The following is a 14,940-nucleotide window of genomic DNA, read 5'->3' as shown; positions in this document are numbered from 1 at the left end:
CTCACACCACCGTTTTTGTACCACGATAAATAAAATGAAACAGCATGAAATTGATCGTTAGAAAAGCACAAAAAGAAGATGCTCAAGGCATCGTGAATGTACTGAACCCGATTATTGAAGGTGGACGTTTCACGATTCTTGATACTCTCTTCTCTGTCGAAGAAGAAGAGCAATTTATTCAGAACTTTCCTGAACGAGGCGTGTTTAATGTTGCGTTAAACACTGAAAACTCGTGCGTGGTTGGTTTTCAAAATGTGGAACCTTTTGCCTGCTATACACGCGCTTTTGATCATGTTGGTATTATTGGTACTTATGTAGATAGTCAATACCGCAGGCAAGGTATTGCGTCGAGCCTGTTTGAGGCAACCTTTGAGGCGGCAAAAAATCAAGGCTATGAAAAGCTGTTTGCCTATGTACGTGATGATAATGACAATGCTTTGAAAACGTATTTGAAACAAGGTTTTGCAGTAGTCGGAAAAGCGAAGAAGCATGCCAAAATTGGTGGGCAATATATCGATGAAGTGTTGATAGAAAAATTTTTATAAAAGTGAGCTTAGCAGTTTTAATATCAAGTCTGTGGCTACGTTTGCTTTACGGTGAGTGATGTATGCAGACGTATTTTTCTCCCCCTCGCTCTATTAGCGTAGGGGGAGAAGACGAAAAGCGTTAATGCAGAGAGCTAGGCTGCTTTTTTAAGTGCTTTTTTTAGCTTTTTAAGCTTGTCTTCTTGTTTAGCAAGTTTAGCTTCTCTAGCTTTAATCTCTTTCTTAATTGATTTTACTTCTTTTGAAACTTTCGGTGCTTTCACTTCTTTTAGTGCTTTTTTCTCTTTTGAAACTTTTGCCATTGTTGATCTCCTTAAGGGGGAATATTGTGAGCTTACTTGCTCGCTTGTGTTATCAACGCCTTCCATGCAACAAAGCTTTAAACCGCATGAGCTTACCTCAGGCATTTTTATCTTAAATATTTCACACTAATGAAATTAATTGCATATATGTGCGATTGATAGCCAAAAAGAGGTGAACTGCGATGTGGTTCACAGATATACCACTTAAGGGGGGATCCCTGTAAGAGTGGTGACCATGGGTTGTAATTGTATTTCTTACATTTTTATGGTCGATTTCCCCACATTTTGTGCAAAGTTTCTTGGAATTTAAGTTCGTAATATTCGTGTAATTATCACAATAATAACTTACAATCACTTAATGCCTTAATTGAAAGTAAGTTTTTTTAAGTTAATGACACAAGATGAACGACTCATTTCTATGCAAAGTTGGTTGCTAGAGCAGAAGAAAATTACATTATCTGAAGTGTGTGAACGATATGGGATATCCCGAGATTCAGCACGACGTGATTTGGTTAAACTCACACAGCAACCCGGTGTGCAGAGAGTTCGTGGCGGGGCTATTTGTGTTCCAGTGTCGCCTGACTCAAAGGCGTATCATCAAAAGTCGATCAGCCAAGTTAAATTAGATATTGGACGAGTAGCGGCAAGCTTAGTTGAGCCCCATGACTATATTTTAATGGATACGGGGACGACGTTATCGGCAATGGCGTCTTACCTTACGCCGCCACTGACTGTCGTCACTAATGCTGTGGATTGCTTAACGTCTTTATCGCAAAAACAGGGTATTGATTTGCATTTTGTTGGGGGAAAGTTCAATGGTTTTCATCGTGCCATGCTGGGGGCAACTGCCATTCAACAACTATCTCAGTATCGATTAAATAAAGCCTTTATTGGGGTATGTGCATTATCTGAACATGGTTTGTCGACGACCAGTGAAGAAGAGGCATCGATGAAACAGGCGATGATCGAGCAGGCGCAATTGGTTGTGTTAGTTTGTGATAGTAGCAAGTTTGGTCAGCAGCACTTTTTTAAAGTATGTGAGATGGAAAAAGTAGACATCATAGTGACAGATCAGCGGCCGTCTTCACCACTTCGTGACATTATCGAATCAAACGACATCCACCTTATCGTCACCAATCAACCAAGAGAGAGTTAGATAACATGGCTTTTACTCCTATCAAAACAGCCGTTATCGGTTACGGTTTTTCAGCGAAAACATTCCATATTCCATTTGTCAGCTCTTTGCCGGAGTTTGAGTTAGCAGCAATTAGTACGAGTAACCATGATGCGGTTATGAGAGATTGGCCTAGTGCACAGCATTATGCTTCAGCTGATGAGTTGATCGTAAACTCAGATGCAGAGCTTGTGATTATTACCGCTCCTAACGACGTGCATTTTGATTTAGCCCAAAAAGCCTTAAAAAACGGGAAGCACGTCATCTTAGAAAAACCATTTGTCACTAATGTCGCGGATGGTGAAGCCTTGATTACCTTAGCGGCGGAGAAAAAGTTGGTGCTCAGTGTGTATCACAATCGACGCTGGGATGGGGATTTTCTAACTGTTAAAAAAATGATTGAAGAAAAAAGGTTTGGTGACTTGAAACACTTTGAATCTCACTTTGATCGTTTTCGTCCTAAAGTTCGCCAACGCTGGCGTGAGCAGACGACAAATGGCGGTGGGATTTTGTTTGATTTAGGCTCCCACTTACTTGATCAAGCTTTGGTGTTATTTGGTGTGCCCGATGCGATTACGGCTCAGTGCGAAATGATGCGAGAAGGGTCAATTAACGTGGATTACTTTCATGTGGTGATGCATTACCCAAATCTATTAGTGACGTTGCACGGTGACCTTTTCAGTGCGGGCCCCAATAAACGCTTTAGTGTAAAGGGCACTGGTGGCAGTTATGAAAAGTATGGTATGGATCCACAAGAGGGATGCCTGATTGCTGGCACACTGCCGAATAAAGAAAAATGGGCCGATGAAAGCCCCGATCAGTACGGTCATTTTTATTGCGAGGAAGGGGACGAAACTGTTGTGACTGAAAGTGGCAGCTATCAGAAGTACTTCCAAGAAGTGGTTCAAGCTGTTCGATTTAATTCGTCGCCTCCTGTTAAGGCAGAAGAAGCACTTTGGAATATTAAGCTGATTGAACTTGCGATGGAAAGCAGCCGTTTAGGTAAAACACTATCGGTTAATAAATAAACGACGAGTCAATTCTATTATCTGGGCCTTACTTTTAGGCCCGTTCTTTTCTCCATTTATACTGAGCTCGATATTTTACAGGTGTGGTGTTGAAAGTGGCTTTGAATGCTTCATTAAAAGCACGAACACTACTGAAGCCACTCTGTTCGGCCACTATGGGTATGGTGACTTGTGTGCATGCCAGTAAATTTTGAGCTTTTTTGAGCCTAGTATGTCGATACAATTCCGTGAAGGTTGTATTTACGTCTTTCTTCAGCCAACGCTTGAGTGTTGAGGTGCTCATATTCATTGTTTCAGCACAATGAGTGAGTGATTTCTCATTATTCCCTTCCAAGTACGCCATAAGTTTGGATATTTTCGATTGAGGCGCGTGATCTATAATTGCTGAATTTTCCCTACAGTCGCTTTGAAGCTGGCTGAGTAAAGATAACAGAATAATGACTCTCTCTAATGGCGGGCTATCTTTCAATTTTCTCAAAGGATTAATATAGGCGTGTTCATGAAGGTTATGTTCTAAGTTCAGCGACACGTTCTGTCTTAGCCCACGCAGCCAATCAAACAACTGAGAAAATTCTGGCACACTTGAATTTAAAAATTCGTGGCTAAATAGCACCACAACAACGTCCTCAGCTTGAGATTCAGTGTCCCAGGTGTGCGAGACAAGAGGAGGGATGAGGATTAATTCATTCGTTTTACTTTCTGAAACATCGTTACCAATAAATCGAGTACCTGAACTACCTATGAGCATGATTAGCTCGTAGCAATCGTGTGCGTGCCAGTCAAAAATAGGTGGTCGATTTTGTAAATGATGGACACGTACAGAGTGGTTAGGTGAAAACCGAATAAGCTGGACTTTACTCATTTGAACCAAAACATCCATTAGTTGAGCTATAGCGGCTAATTCTAGCATGAGGCATAGATAAAATTAGTCTTAACAGATATGTATTTTAAGGAAAGATAAATAATGGATAATATTAATTTAATTTTTGATTTAGATGGGACGATAATTAGTAATGGTGAAAAGCTAAGTCAGGCAGGAACACGCAGGCTTTGTGATTTTTCTAACGATTATAATATTATTTTTGCGTCTGCTCGGCCCGTTCGCGATATGCTCCCTTTAATCCCAAGTGATTTGCACCACGCTACCTTTATTGGCTGTAATGGTGGTCAGGTATGGAAAAATAATAGCTTTGTGTATTCTTACCAAATACCTAAGGGAGAAGCTGTACAAATCATATCCCTTCTTAAAGAGTTAAGAGTTCCGTATATACTTGACAGTGATTGGCATTATTCTGTTTCAGAAATACCACATGCGTTTCATGATTACCTCAGATCTTTGTCTTCTCTAGAAGTCAGTGAAAATGAAAATATGAATTTAGGAATCACTAAAATTTTAGTGCTTGATCGAGTGTGTCAGGATTTTTTAAAAGAGTCTTTATTACTTAGAGGAGTGTCAGCGAACCTTCACACTCATACCAAAGATCAATTTTTTGATATTACACCGATGAAGATAAATAAAGCAGAGGCACTAAAAAAACTAGGTGTTAACTTTCAATCATCACTTTCATCGGGTAATGATTTCAATGATTTTGAAATGTTAAGAAAATCTGAAGTGTCTATTTTTGTTGGTTGTCGTTCTATGTTTTCCTGTGCTGATTATTATTGCAGCATGGATGATCTATTTGTAGTTCTGGAAGAAGGAATTAGAAGTTTACATCAAAAATTATTAGAAACCCCTTTGCAATGCCGATGAAAATTTCGAAACTTGTTTTTCTCTAGCTGTTAATCGTGGAAGGTATAGGTTGAGATATTTTATGCTAATGAAGAAAAAATGAGCTGTTACTCTACGTGTCAGCGGTTTTCACTGACACGCTCTTGTACTACATTTAGCAGGGTTGATAGAGTGGTTTTATCCTTACTAACTTTGTCTATTGTATCCTTTTATGTGCCATAACAAGGGAACACACAGAATTAAAATGACAGCGGCATAAATCATTTTTGTAAAATCAAGGGTTGAGTTTGATTGGGTAGTGACAAGTACGCTACCTAGCGCGCCACCAAGCCCCACAGCACAATGTTGGAGTGCACTTTGTAATCGGATCACTTTCATACGAGTTTGCGGAGTGAGGATGCTGATAAGCTCTGTGATCAGAATTAGCGTGCGTGTAGAGCTCACAATAATAAAGGTGATAAAAGCCAGCGTAGCCATGTTGATATTTAGGGTATTAAACCCTACGCCGACGGCAATCGCCATGACTAATGAGAGAGTCCCAATTAACCTGCTGACCGTAAGCTCGCCCACCGATGTTCTTGCATAGCTTTGTACTGCGATAAAGGAGCCCAAGCCGCTTAATGCATAACTGAGGCTCAGCAGAGGATGAGGGGTATTAAGGTTCACGATCAACATAACTGGGTATTGAGTAGATACGAAAAACGTACTGAGGATAGCAGTAAAAATGAGTGTAATGGCAATCAATAATTCTTTGTAGTTTGTCACCGCTTCTGTGGTTGAAGGTTGGTGATTAGACTTGGGAATAGGGGCGTTTAATGATTTTGAAGAAGCGAAGAGTGAAGCCGAAAAGAGGCAAAGTACTCCCACCAACGCCAGCCCTAGCAGCTGAAAGCCAAACTGCCAGCCTGATGTCGAAGAAAGCATAATAAGGCTTGGTACACCAACAGCCAGTGCAAGAGGAAACGCACTTAATAGTATTGCGGTATTTTTCTTCTTCCTCTTTTCACCCGAAATTAAAATAAGGTAGTTCAGGGTCATTACCGCCAATGCTCCACCAAAAATGCCAGTAAGAACGCGAGCAACAAGCAACCAATAAAAATCATTAATTAATGATGTACCTAGCGTCACGACAGCGATGCCGACAAGGGCATACCTTATTTTCTTTTTTTCATCCCAAGGGTTTGTTGAGCCTTTGATGATAAGGCTAGTGATGGCGGCGGCTAAAGCATAAGCGGAAGATAAGTAACCTGCCTGTGATACTGAAGCGCCAGCTGTTATAGCCATTGCCGAGCTAAAAGGCACAATAATGAGAGCATCAAGGGCGACAATAAAGTAAATAATGAAGCAAACAAATTCATTGTAACGAGAGGTTTGTTGTAACGAAGAGAGTAAAGCGAGCATAGTGAGGCCCTGGTTGACTATTCTAAAAGCACTCATTGTATAAACTGAAAATTAGCAATAAAGTGTGGTTTTTTGGCTTAACTATCCAACATTTTGGGATAATAAATGATTGACCAAATCGATCAGCAGTGGCTTAAAAGTTTTCACTGTGTTTATGAACACAACAGTTTTAAAAAAGCGGCAGAGCACCTGAATTTACCGACGTCAAACGTGAGCCGTCACGTGGCTTTGTTGGAAGAGAAGCTTAATACTCGGCTATTAGAAAGAACGACGCGCCGCATTGCCCCCACTGAAGCGGGAGAAAAGCTTTATGCATCCACACTGAGGTTGCTAACGGCACTAAATGATGCTTTTGAAGACATTAGTCAGCATTCGAAAGAGGTAACCGGGCAGCTGAAGTTATTAATGCCCGATGTTCCTCTTCTCTCTGATATTGTGGTGTCATTTTGTGTTGAGCACCCTTCTGTTTCGTTATGCTGCGAAACGAGTTTGAGCCCAAAAGAGGATTTGCTGGATGGCTTTGATGTGATTTTGGGTTACAACCGTGGAAAACTGGCGGACAGTGGCTGGGTAGCAAAAGAGATCACTCGTTGGAAAAGCGTTGTTGTGGCGTCGCCAAGCTTAATTCAACAGCATGATCCTTTGTTCCGGTTGGTGGATTTGAATAAGGTGCCTTGTATTAGCAGTCTTACAGCGTTAAATGGCGCACCATGGGTTTTCAAAGGCTCACATGGCCAACTTATTAAGCATAATGTGAGTTCTTCATTTAAAGTGAACAGTGGCAACATGGCAAAGTCGGCAGCACTTGCGGGGCTTGGTTTTGCGATCTTGCCAGAGGAATATTGTCTTCAGGAATTACAAGAAGGGACATTGCAATCGATAGTGCTGGAAGCTGATCCTGAAGATTTAGTGTTTTATGCATTTTATGCCGGACGCAAGCACTTAGCCAAAAAAGTCTCTGCGTTTATTGAATACCTGCAAAATAGCCTAATTGAGCGTGGTTGAAATACGGCATAATCACAGAGCTTAGGAAGTGTATATCATAAAACCATGAACTAACGGGCTCATCTGTTCCATATTTAAATCAATCGTCTCTGGGTACACTGGTGCAACACAGTTTACTAGGAAATGTCATGAGTCAGGAAAAGCCGAAAGTAAGATGGGGTATCGCGGGGTTAGGGAATATCGCTAAGCGGTTTTCTGCAGCGTTAAATGGTTATAGTGAGCAAGGTGAGCTGTATGCCGTTGCGGCCCGAGATGCATCCCGAGCGTTGGCCTTTGGTGAAGAGTTTGGGTGTGGTATTAGCTATGGCAGCTATGAAGAGATGGCGAAAGATCCCAATGTCGATGCCGTTTATATTGCGACGGTTCACCCTTACCATCAACCCTTGGCCGAGCTGTTTTTAAGCCACAAAAAACATGTTTTAGTGGAAAAGCCCGCGTTTACAAACCTCAATGATTGGTTAACCATGAGAGCGTTGGCGAAACGAAATGGGGTAATGTTACTGGAAGCGATGAAAACCATGACGTTCCCCGCTTATTTGGCGCTGAAATCGTATTTGTTGACCAACAAGCTTCAACTGACGTCCATTGAAGCTAGCTTTGGCAATGAGCATGACTATGACCCGGAGCTTTTTATATTTAATCCGAACTTGTCGGGTGGAGCGACATTGGATGTGGGCGTTTATGGACTGTGGTTGTATTACGATTTGTGTCAAACATTTGGTGTTGATGCGCCGGAGCCTTCGGTGGAGATGTCGAGCTTGTATGCCGAATCGAACGTGGATACCGATGCGTGTTTCCGGTTTTCAGGAAAAATAAACGGCAAGATATCAGCATCGATTGTTCAAAACCTGCCTCGTACCGCGATACTGCGTGGGGATCAATTAACCATTAGGATCCAAGATAAATGGTGGAACCCAGATGTGATCGATATTGAACATCAGGGCAAGCGTTTTACCATTGACTGTGCAGTGAAAGGAAATGGGTTTGAGTTTGAAATCGATCATGTTTCGCAACTTATTCTTGAAGGAAAAAAGCACTCTGATTTACTGTTACCGGAAGTGACGGCTCAGGTTCTGACTACGATGGAACAAGGGCTAATTAACGCAGGGTATGGTCACCTGACGGAATAGGGTGTTGAATGGCAAACATTAAGCGGAAGCTCGAAATATACGAACAACTTTTTCAAGCCTATGGCCCCGGCGATTCGGCCTGCCAAATCGGTCAGTTGGCGTCGCTTCTGCACGTCAGTGAGCGGCATGTACAAACCTTAATAAAAAACATGGTTTCCGCAGGGTGGATTGAATGGCAAGCAAGCTCTGGCAGGCATAAAAAAGCCCTGCTGACCTGCCGAGTTGAGCCCATGGATGCATGTTACGAAGTAGCTAGAGTGTTGGCAGATGAAGGCAAAGTGGAGCAGTTACTAAATACACTCAGCTTTGGCGGTCGGGATGCCAGCCGTGAGTTTCAATCGTTTTTGGCTTATTCCAACCAGTCAATTCGACGTATTGCCTTTCTTCCTTTTCACCGTGAGCTAGAAGCATTACAGGTGCATAAGGTAAGAAGGCGCACAGAGCGTTTTTTAGTGACACAAATTTGTCAGCGTTTAACCGCCATAGAGCAAGGCCGTGTCACGGGGGATTTAGCCTATCACTGGCAGCCGAATGAAGACGCCACCGTTTGGCTTTTTCAAATTAGAAGTGAGGTGCGATTTCATGATGGCACTACACTGAAAGCACAAGACGTTGCGCGTTGTTTGAATGCACTGGTTGAGAATACGTACTGGCGTTCGAGCTATCGGCATATCAATGAGGTTATCGCTATTTCTGATGAGGTCATTGAAGTTAGGTTACACCTAGCAGATTGGCATTTACCGAGATTGCTGGCGAGAACCGAGGCGTCTGTTTTTCAAGTCACTTCCTCGGCTTCATCGTGTAGATTGGTTGGCTCTGGCCCCTTCATGCTGGATATTTTTTCAACGAAAATGCTGCGGCTAAACCGTAATATTTATTATCCGCTTAATGTAGCTATTCTCGAACGAGTAGAGCTTTGGGTGTACCCAGAGTGGGCGGAAAATAAGGCGTGCGCCCAAAATAAGCTCGTCCTTGAAGTGCCAGAACTTACCCACGCTTACCATAGCGTTAAACGGGCGACTTTTTTAATGATCCAAAACCCGTTGTCATCCAACTCACTCAATAGCCCGCACCATTTTACATTTGAAGATACCGCAGAGTGTAAAAAGTTGTTTAGTCAATTATCGGCGGTGGGCGATCAAGGCACCTTGGTTGATTATGGAGATCACAGCCAGTCTGAAGACATCACGTTATGCAGTATTATTGAAGAAAGTGATGCGTTTAGCGCTTGGTTGCACTTTTTATCTCATTATCCATACGAAAAACATAACCTAGACTCTTCAATCTTGAGAACGATTGAAGAGTCTTTAGTGCGTATTCGTAGCGAAAGGGATTTTAGTAAAGCGGAAGCCCGTTTAGCTGAGTTACGACGTTGGTTGTGTGAACAAGGTGTGGTAACAGAGCTAAAACAGGAAGCGTTTACGTTGGACGCCTCTGAAAAGATAAAAGGAGTTCAAGTTAACGGATATGGTTGGTGCGAGCTCAATAAAATATGGATTTCAGACCATTAGTCTCGAACATGAACACTGTTTTCCCAGTTTTGGTAGAATTTATTCATGGTGTGCCAATGTCGCTCCGCCAATAAAAAGAACACGTCTTCCGATTCTATGGTTTCGAGCCAGCATATTCCTTTTGATGCAATGAAAGAGCGGGCGGCTTGGCAGTAAGCTTCATCGGTGTCAGAAAACGCATAATATCGAGGGCCAAGATAAGTGGTAATGGCTTGATCGAGCAATTCGGCCCACACGCGTTCATAACGAGCAGAAACAGAGAGTGTGCCCTGTGGGGTTTGAGTCACGGGGATTTTTTGTTTTGTCAGCAGTTGGAAGAAACGCTCTTGTAAAACGGCATTGGGCGAAGAAAAGCTCAGTTCTGGCTTTCTATGTAGTGGTTGGTTTAGCGCTTGTGATAAGGCGGCTTTATATTGTTGTACGGACATGATGTTCCCTTATACCTTTTTCTATCGAAAATTTTATATGAACATTGTTCAAAATTAAACGATAAAATAAAAAATCGTACTAGCCTAGCTGGTGCGTTTACTTAGGGCCTATTTGTATTGCGTGACAGTACAAATTCAGTGGGCCTGCAATCATGTCTACTTGCAATTGGCCTTCTTGTTTATTGCACTTCATCGCGAGCGCAAAACCATGTAAATAATCCACCAGCAGAGCGAGGGCGTTGTCGGCACTCTCTTTATCTAAGTTGAGTGAATAGACAACGTCATTGAATCGTTTTTGGAAGACAATAGCTGGCCCTGCCGATGTCATTGACAGTAGTGTTTCTAGTAAATCCGAATATTGGTTAAGAAGCTGTAAGTAGCTGTGGCATAGGCGTTCTAACTCTTTCTTCCAATCGTCGCTTTTTTTAGGCTCGTATATATCACCAATTAATGATGTTGTGATGGCTTCCAGTAAGGCATCTTTATTTTTGAAATAATGGTAGATCGCCATGGCATCGACATTCAGCGAAGAAGATAACTGCCTGATACTCGGTGCTTTGCCATTGTTTAACATTAAAGATTTTGCTTGCTCGATGATGATGCACTGGCTGAGTGAGCCATGCTTTCCGGCAGGACGCCCTCGTTTCTTTTCCTTGACACTCATTTCAAATACTCGCTAGACTAGTTATTAAATTCTACAGTGTAGAAATATTTTATAATTAAATAGCACCTTTGCCAAGGTTAACCGATTAGGAGCAATCTAATGTCCAATATTGTTTATATCGCAACCAGCCTTGATGGTTACATTGCCGACAAGCACAACAACATTGACTGGTTACATGACATCCCAAACCCTGATGGCTCCGATCTGGGTTTTAGCCAGTTCATGAGCCGCATCGATGCTTTGGTGATGGGGCGTAATACATTAGAAAAGGTGCTCAGTTTCGATTGTGACTGGCCATACAGCAAACCTGTGTTTGTGCTCAGCAATACCATGACATCGGTGCCTGCTGGCTATGAAGATAAGGTCTTTTTAGTGAATGGAGAGCTCAACGCCATTGTGAAAGAATTGAATGAAAAGGGGTTTAAGAACCTTTATATCGATGGGGGCGTCACCATACAAAACTTTCTGAAACAAGACTTGATTGATGAACTCATTATCACGACGATCCCTGTGCTGCTTGGTGGCGGTATTTCGTTGTTTGGTGAATTGTCTGAGCCGCTTAAATTTAAACATAGTCAATCAAAACCGATGTTAGATTGTATCGTGCAAAATCACTTCATTCGTGAAAGGTAATCGCTTATCTAGAGCTGTGGTATGGAATAAGAGTAGGAAGTACAGTTCATTATCGAAACTTCAGTGCTTGTTTAAATAACTGGCTCGTATGGCGTTATTGAGCTTATCCATGAACAGAGGGTGCTGTTTGAGGAACGTTTTCGATATGTAGAGGCCAAATTTCTTTTCTTCCTGAAGGATAGTTTTGTAGTTGGGATTGTGTTTAAAGTGATGATGGAACACCTCTTCTGCCACCAAGACTGCATCAATCTCTTGCGTATCTAACCTTCTAATCAGAGATTCTATTTTTTCTGCTGGGCGAGTCATTTTAAAGCCAGATCTTTCTAACCACCTGTTGGTATTTGTATTGAGTAAACTGGCGACAATATACTCCGATTCAACCGTGGGGGAGGTGCTGTCATGTTTGCTTTTTAATACAACCCACACCCACCTATTGGTCATGACGGATTCAGAAAAAACCGCGTACTTATCTCGTTCATCATTTTTTGATGCCATGAAAAAGCCGTCAGATCTTCCGCTCCGCAGCTCTGCCAATGCCCTCCCGTGATTTGAACCGATCTTGATGGTGTAGTTGACCCCTATGGATTCTAAAATGGGGGTTACTTTGTCTAAGCCAATACCGATATTGTGCCCTGCTGTATCAACGCTTGTGTATGGCGGGAAGTCCGGTAAAAAGAAATGCATGTTATACCCTGAGTATGAATAACCACTTCCAATGAGAAAGAAGAGAGAGATACATTGGGACAAGTGCTTAATAAACATGCAATACATCATTCATAGGGTACACTCTTTAATATAGGCTTATAGAATGATCTATACCAACAGCCCACTGAAAAAACGGATTAGAAATAGCCTAAAGCGTTAAAAAGTGACTTTAGGCTTTAATGTGTCTAAGAGCCGATATCAGAATGGCCTTCTTCAAATTCCCATTGCAGGCCATATTTATCAATAAAATAGAAATATTTGATCTTGCCAATAATGTCACACACCGCTTGTTTCTCTTGTTCGTCGTTTTCTAGCCTTTCGTCATAAAAGAAAAACTCTCCTTGCTCGATGCTAGAAATTTGATACGGGCGGTAATCATCATGCAGAGAAATGAGCGTAACGTCGGGGTGATGTTTGATTCGGTGAAACTCAGAATCAATGTCTTCCACTCTTAAACAGATGTGCCCGACGCCCCCAATCGTATTCGCTTTTTTATCTACGGCTGAGCGGTTCCCCTGAGGATGATGGTATTCCATTAGCTCAATAAAAATATCACTTTGGTCAATCTGTAAAAACTCAATGCATACTTCTACGTTTTCAGGCTCAGCCATAAACCCTGCTGATTTAGAAAAGCCGATGTTTTTAAAGTGTGGGAACTTTTGCTGTGGGGAAGCCTTTAAAAGAGATTGGTAATACTGGGAGGCTTCTTCAATATTGTCTACCACGATATTAATGTGGCCTAAGCTTTTTATCGTCATCATCTATTCCTTTATCAGCTAGCATTGTGTATTTAATGAACATGTTTAACTTCTCAATTTGATCATTTTGTGCAACACATACAAGCTGTTAAGGTGAAACTTTGAAGCCTTGTTGGGTTTTTATTTAACTGAAAGAAAGGGGTATTTTGACAATAAATACTGTTTTTACGTTTCTTTTGTTGGGGCTATAAATCATGCATATTTGACGTGGTTTATTTTTTGTATGTTATTAATCATATTTATGAGATGCCTTAAAACAGTCCCTGACTTACTCCCTCATCGCTAGGGTGTTTTATCACACAGATCTCACCATGAGCTTAGCGAGTAGTAATTTAAGGTGAAATTATTTTCTACCAAATACTCACTGGGCGTCGTTTGAGTGAAGTATTTGAACTCTTTAATAAAATGGGCTTGATCATAGTAACCATGGTTGAGTGCGGTTGTTATGTATTTGTTTGATTGAGCCGCCAGTAAGTCTTTAAGAGTGGCTTGAAACCGGGCGGTTCTTTCAAAATATTTAGCATCGACACCCGTAAATAACTTAAATTTCCTCTGGAAGGTTCGTTCGCTGCATTTTAGTTGGTTTTTGATTTCTGCAATGCCGTGGTTGTTATGTTGGTAGTAAATTTCATCAATAGCCCACGGCAGTGCTGTGTCTGAGTTAGTCATTTTAGAGAGTTTTTGGAGTAACCATTGTTCTAATAAATTAACCCTTGCAATATCACTTTTTAAGTTAATCAACTGTTCTAGCAGCGAAGTGGGCAATAAGTTCTCTGTGAGGCAGAACTTATCAGACAGTTCAGTTAACGGCATGCCAAATAAGGTGAAAAAACCCGCAGAACGAAACCGTATAGAAAGAACCTTGGTTTTTCCTGTTGTGTGAATACGCATGAGGGATTTTCGTGGGCAAAGGATCATTCCTTCACCAAAGCGGAGTCGTGCTGATTGAGTGGCCTCGATGATGAGTTCATCACCAAAATTGAGCAGAAGTTCAACCCCAGTTCCGGGTAGCATGTTTGGCAGAGCTGATAGGTTGCTGTGCTCCCATAGCCAAAAGTGCGCAATATATGGACTGAGTAATGGGGATGGTGTTATTTGTCGCATATAAATTCTTAGTGTCAGGCCACCTCTGGCTGGAATAATTTGGGGGAGAGGTGGCTTTAATTACAAGGCTTAGGGTGATCAGAATAACTCATCGCCACTAGCAAAGTCTAAACAAGGGTGTTTATCAAAGCGAACCACACCCACATGTAATCGATTATTAGCGGCCTTTACGACATCGGCAACACCTTGGTGGCCAAATCCGGCACAAAGCTCTACCGCTTTAATCCCTTCTTCGACCAGTGAATCCATTAACTCGCAAGCTTGTTGGTAACTTGAAACCGCAATGGTTTTTACATGCACTTCTTCAGTACGCACCCAAGAAACATCACGTGAAGGATCGGCGTGTGGAGCAACGAAAATAAAAGCAGCTTGAAAAACAGTAGACATAATTGTATTCCCTATGTGAACGATGGCGCTAATAATACAAGTAGAGGGCTAACTGATATTGTATAAATCCGTCAATGCCTATTATCCATGATGAATGGAAGGAAGGAGGTGCATTGACGGATTTATACAATATTAGTTAATACCGATCCTTTATGGTGAATGAAAGGGAGGAGATGTATTCCATAATGCAGATTATGGCTGCATGTCGAAAAACTCACTCCCGTTTTTAGGCTGCTGCTGGTGGTTAGAATATATATCATTAAAAACAACACCTTATGTTTTTTTATTGATTTCTGAAAAAATTGAAATAAATACATTTATTAACAGGTCTCTTATGGCGGTAATAGAGTTTACCTATTTAAATTAAATTATTATAACTCCTAAAATACTAGTTTTATAATTTTTAATCTTGTCTTTTATATTTTTAATAAAT

The 14,940-nt window shown here is 41.5% G+C and carries 17 protein-coding genes; 8 read left to right on the top strand and 9 right to left on the bottom strand.

The genetic code is table 11. The features are described from left to right. The first annotated feature begins 44 nt into the window (after nt 1–44). Complete coding sequence (locus tag MHO82_RS15725; RefSeq protein WP_239185137.1) at nt 45–545, top strand: GNAT family N-acetyltransferase; 501 nt, start codon at nt 45–47, stop codon at nt 543–545. Between the two features lie 134 nt (nt 546–679). Here the strand turns inward: MHO82_RS15725 and MHO82_RS15720 are convergent, their stop codons facing one another. Then, nucleotides 680–847, bottom strand: a complete 168-nt coding sequence (locus MHO82_RS15720; protein ID WP_239185135.1) for a hypothetical protein — start codon at nt 845–847, stop codon at nt 680–682. 391 nt (nt 848–1,238) lie between these two features. On the opposite strand from MHO82_RS15720, the gene MHO82_RS15715 reads away from it, so the two are divergent. Together MHO82_RS15715 and MHO82_RS15710 are read left to right on the top strand one after the other, a co-directional pair. Further along, nucleotides 1,239–2,003 (top strand): DeoR/GlpR family DNA-binding transcription regulator, encoded by a 765-nt coding sequence (locus tag MHO82_RS15715; protein WP_239185133.1) that lies wholly within the window; start codon nt 1,239–1,241, stop codon nt 2,001–2,003. Nucleotides 2,004–2,008: 5 nt separating this feature from the next. Next, nucleotides 2,009–3,049, top strand: coding sequence for an oxidoreductase (locus MHO82_RS15710; RefSeq protein WP_239185131.1), 1,041 nt, complete (start codon nt 2,009–2,011; stop codon nt 3,047–3,049). A gap of 34 nt (nt 3,050–3,083) precedes the next feature. Here MHO82_RS15710 and MHO82_RS15705 read toward each other — a convergent pair whose 3' ends face one another. After that, nucleotides 3,084–3,911 carry an AraC family transcriptional regulator gene (locus MHO82_RS15705; protein ID WP_239185129.1) on the bottom strand — a complete coding sequence of 276 codons (828 nt, stop codon included), beginning with the start codon at nt 3,909–3,911 and terminating at the stop codon, nt 3,084–3,086. A gap of 102 nt (nt 3,912–4,013) precedes the next feature. Here MHO82_RS15705 and MHO82_RS15700 point away from each other — a divergent pair, with 102 nt between their 5' ends. Continuing rightward, entirely contained in the window at nt 4,014–4,802 is a 789-nt protein-coding gene (locus MHO82_RS15700; RefSeq protein ID WP_239185127.1) for an HAD hydrolase family protein, read from the top strand. Between the two features lie 165 nt (nt 4,803–4,967). On the opposite strand, the gene MHO82_RS15695 is transcribed toward MHO82_RS15700, so the two are convergent. Further along, nucleotides 4,968–6,182, bottom strand: coding sequence for an MFS transporter (locus MHO82_RS15695; RefSeq protein WP_239185125.1), 1,215 nt, complete (start codon nt 6,180–6,182; stop codon nt 4,968–4,970). A gap of 105 nt (nt 6,183–6,287) precedes the next feature. On the opposite strand from MHO82_RS15695, the gene MHO82_RS15690 reads away from it, so the two are divergent. From MHO82_RS15690 to MHO82_RS15680, 3 genes are all read left to right on the top strand, one after another. Beyond that, the gene (locus tag MHO82_RS15690) at nt 6,288–7,187 is read left to right on the top strand and encodes a LysR family transcriptional regulator (RefSeq protein WP_239185123.1); all 900 of its coding nucleotides are present in this window, start codon (nt 6,288–6,290) and stop codon (nt 7,185–7,187) included. Nucleotides 7,188–7,315: 128 nt separating this feature from the next. Beyond that, on the top strand, nt 7,316–8,317 hold the full coding sequence (locus MHO82_RS15685) for a Gfo/Idh/MocA family oxidoreductase (protein ID WP_239185121.1): 1,002 nt from the start codon (nt 7,316–7,318) through the stop codon (nt 8,315–8,317). A gap of 8 nt (nt 8,318–8,325) precedes the next feature. After that, on the top strand, nt 8,326–9,828 hold the full coding sequence (locus MHO82_RS15680) for an SgrR family transcriptional regulator (protein ID WP_239185119.1): 1,503 nt from the start codon (nt 8,326–8,328) through the stop codon (nt 9,826–9,828). On the opposite strand, the gene MHO82_RS15675 is transcribed toward MHO82_RS15680, so the two are convergent. Then, entirely contained in the window at nt 9,825–10,256 is a 432-nt protein-coding gene (locus MHO82_RS15675) for a hypothetical protein (RefSeq protein ID WP_239185117.1), read from the bottom strand. The two genes, MHO82_RS15680 and MHO82_RS15675, sit on opposite strands and share 4 nt — an antisense overlap. Nucleotides 10,257–10,353: 97 nt before the next feature. Beyond that, entirely contained in the window at nt 10,354–10,920 is a 567-nt protein-coding gene (locus MHO82_RS15670) for a helix-turn-helix domain-containing protein (protein ID WP_239185115.1), read from the bottom strand. A gap of 99 nt (nt 10,921–11,019) precedes the next feature. On the opposite strand from MHO82_RS15670, the gene MHO82_RS15665 reads away from it, so the two are divergent. Continuing rightward, nucleotides 11,020–11,553, top strand: coding sequence for a dihydrofolate reductase family protein (locus tag MHO82_RS15665; protein WP_239185113.1), 534 nt, complete (start codon nt 11,020–11,022; stop codon nt 11,551–11,553). 60 nt (nt 11,554–11,613) lie between these two features. Here the strand turns inward: MHO82_RS15665 and MHO82_RS15660 are convergent, their stop codons facing one another. From MHO82_RS15660 to MHO82_RS15645, 4 genes are all read right to left on the bottom strand, one after another. Then, on the bottom strand, nt 11,614–12,237 hold the full coding sequence (locus MHO82_RS15660) for a transporter substrate-binding domain-containing protein (protein ID WP_239185111.1): 624 nt from the start codon (nt 12,235–12,237) through the stop codon (nt 11,614–11,616). A 206-nt stretch (nt 12,238–12,443) separates the two neighbouring features. Next, entirely contained in the window at nt 12,444–13,019 is a 576-nt protein-coding gene (locus MHO82_RS15655; RefSeq protein ID WP_239185109.1) for a VOC family protein, read from the bottom strand. A gap of 303 nt (nt 13,020–13,322) precedes the next feature. After that, complete coding sequence (locus MHO82_RS15650) at nt 13,323–14,120, bottom strand: helix-turn-helix domain-containing protein (RefSeq protein WP_239185107.1); 798 nt, start codon at nt 14,118–14,120, stop codon at nt 13,323–13,325. 78 nt (nt 14,121–14,198) lie between these two features. Beyond that, the gene (locus tag MHO82_RS15645) at nt 14,199–14,507 is read right to left on the bottom strand and encodes a DUF6506 family protein (protein WP_239185105.1); all 309 of its coding nucleotides are present in this window, start codon (nt 14,505–14,507) and stop codon (nt 14,199–14,201) included. Nucleotides 14,508–14,940 lie beyond the last annotated feature (433 nt).

The sequence above is a fragment of the Vibrio sp. Of7-15 genome (assembly GCF_022347565.1).
Taxonomy (GTDB): Bacteria; Pseudomonadota; Gammaproteobacteria; order Enterobacterales; family Vibrionaceae; genus NORP241.
This window is presented reverse-complemented; position numbering and strand designations above follow the sequence as displayed.

What these genes read in the sequence shown, in the direction of transcription:
- MHO82_RS15725 (WP_239185137.1), top strand. Translation starts at nt 45, where the DNA reads ATGAAATTGATCGTTAGAAAAGCACAAAAAGAAGATGCTCAAGGCATC.
- MHO82_RS15720 (WP_239185135.1), bottom strand. Translation starts at nt 847, where the DNA reads ATGGCAAAAGTTTCAAAAGAGAAAAAAGCACTAAAAGAAGTGAAAGCA.
- MHO82_RS15715 (WP_239185133.1), top strand. Translation starts at nt 1,239, where the DNA reads ATGACACAAGATGAACGACTCATTTCTATGCAAAGTTGGTTGCTAGAG.
- MHO82_RS15710 (WP_239185131.1), top strand. Translation starts at nt 2,009, where the DNA reads ATGGCTTTTACTCCTATCAAAACAGCCGTTATCGGTTACGGTTTTTCA.
- MHO82_RS15705 (WP_239185129.1), bottom strand. Translation starts at nt 3,911, where the DNA reads ATGAGTAAAGTCCAGCTTATTCGGTTTTCACCTAACCACTCTGTACGT.
- MHO82_RS15700 (WP_239185127.1), top strand. Translation starts at nt 4,014, where the DNA reads ATGGATAATATTAATTTAATTTTTGATTTAGATGGGACGATAATTAGT.
- MHO82_RS15695 (WP_239185125.1), bottom strand. Translation starts at nt 6,182, where the DNA reads ATGCTCGCTTTACTCTCTTCGTTACAACAAACCTCTCGTTACAATGAA.
- MHO82_RS15690 (WP_239185123.1), top strand. Translation starts at nt 6,288, where the DNA reads ATGATTGACCAAATCGATCAGCAGTGGCTTAAAAGTTTTCACTGTGTT.
- MHO82_RS15685 (WP_239185121.1), top strand. Translation starts at nt 7,316, where the DNA reads ATGAGTCAGGAAAAGCCGAAAGTAAGATGGGGTATCGCGGGGTTAGGG.
- MHO82_RS15680 (WP_239185119.1), top strand. Translation starts at nt 8,326, where the DNA reads ATGGCAAACATTAAGCGGAAGCTCGAAATATACGAACAACTTTTTCAA.
- MHO82_RS15675 (WP_239185117.1), bottom strand. Translation starts at nt 10,256, where the DNA reads ATGTCCGTACAACAATATAAAGCCGCCTTATCACAAGCGCTAAACCAA.
- MHO82_RS15670 (WP_239185115.1), bottom strand. Translation starts at nt 10,920, where the DNA reads ATGAGTGTCAAGGAAAAGAAACGAGGGCGTCCTGCCGGAAAGCATGGC.
- MHO82_RS15665 (WP_239185113.1), top strand. Translation starts at nt 11,020, where the DNA reads ATGTCCAATATTGTTTATATCGCAACCAGCCTTGATGGTTACATTGCC.
- MHO82_RS15660 (WP_239185111.1), bottom strand. Translation starts at nt 12,237, where the DNA reads ATGCATTTCTTTTTACCGGACTTCCCGCCATACACAAGCGTTGATACA.
- MHO82_RS15655 (WP_239185109.1), bottom strand. Translation starts at nt 13,019, where the DNA reads ATGATGACGATAAAAAGCTTAGGCCACATTAATATCGTGGTAGACAAT.
- MHO82_RS15650 (WP_239185107.1), bottom strand. Translation starts at nt 14,120, where the DNA reads ATGCGACAAATAACACCATCCCCATTACTCAGTCCATATATTGCGCAC.
- MHO82_RS15645 (WP_239185105.1), bottom strand. Translation starts at nt 14,507, where the DNA reads ATGTCTACTGTTTTTCAAGCTGCTTTTATTTTCGTTGCTCCACACGCC.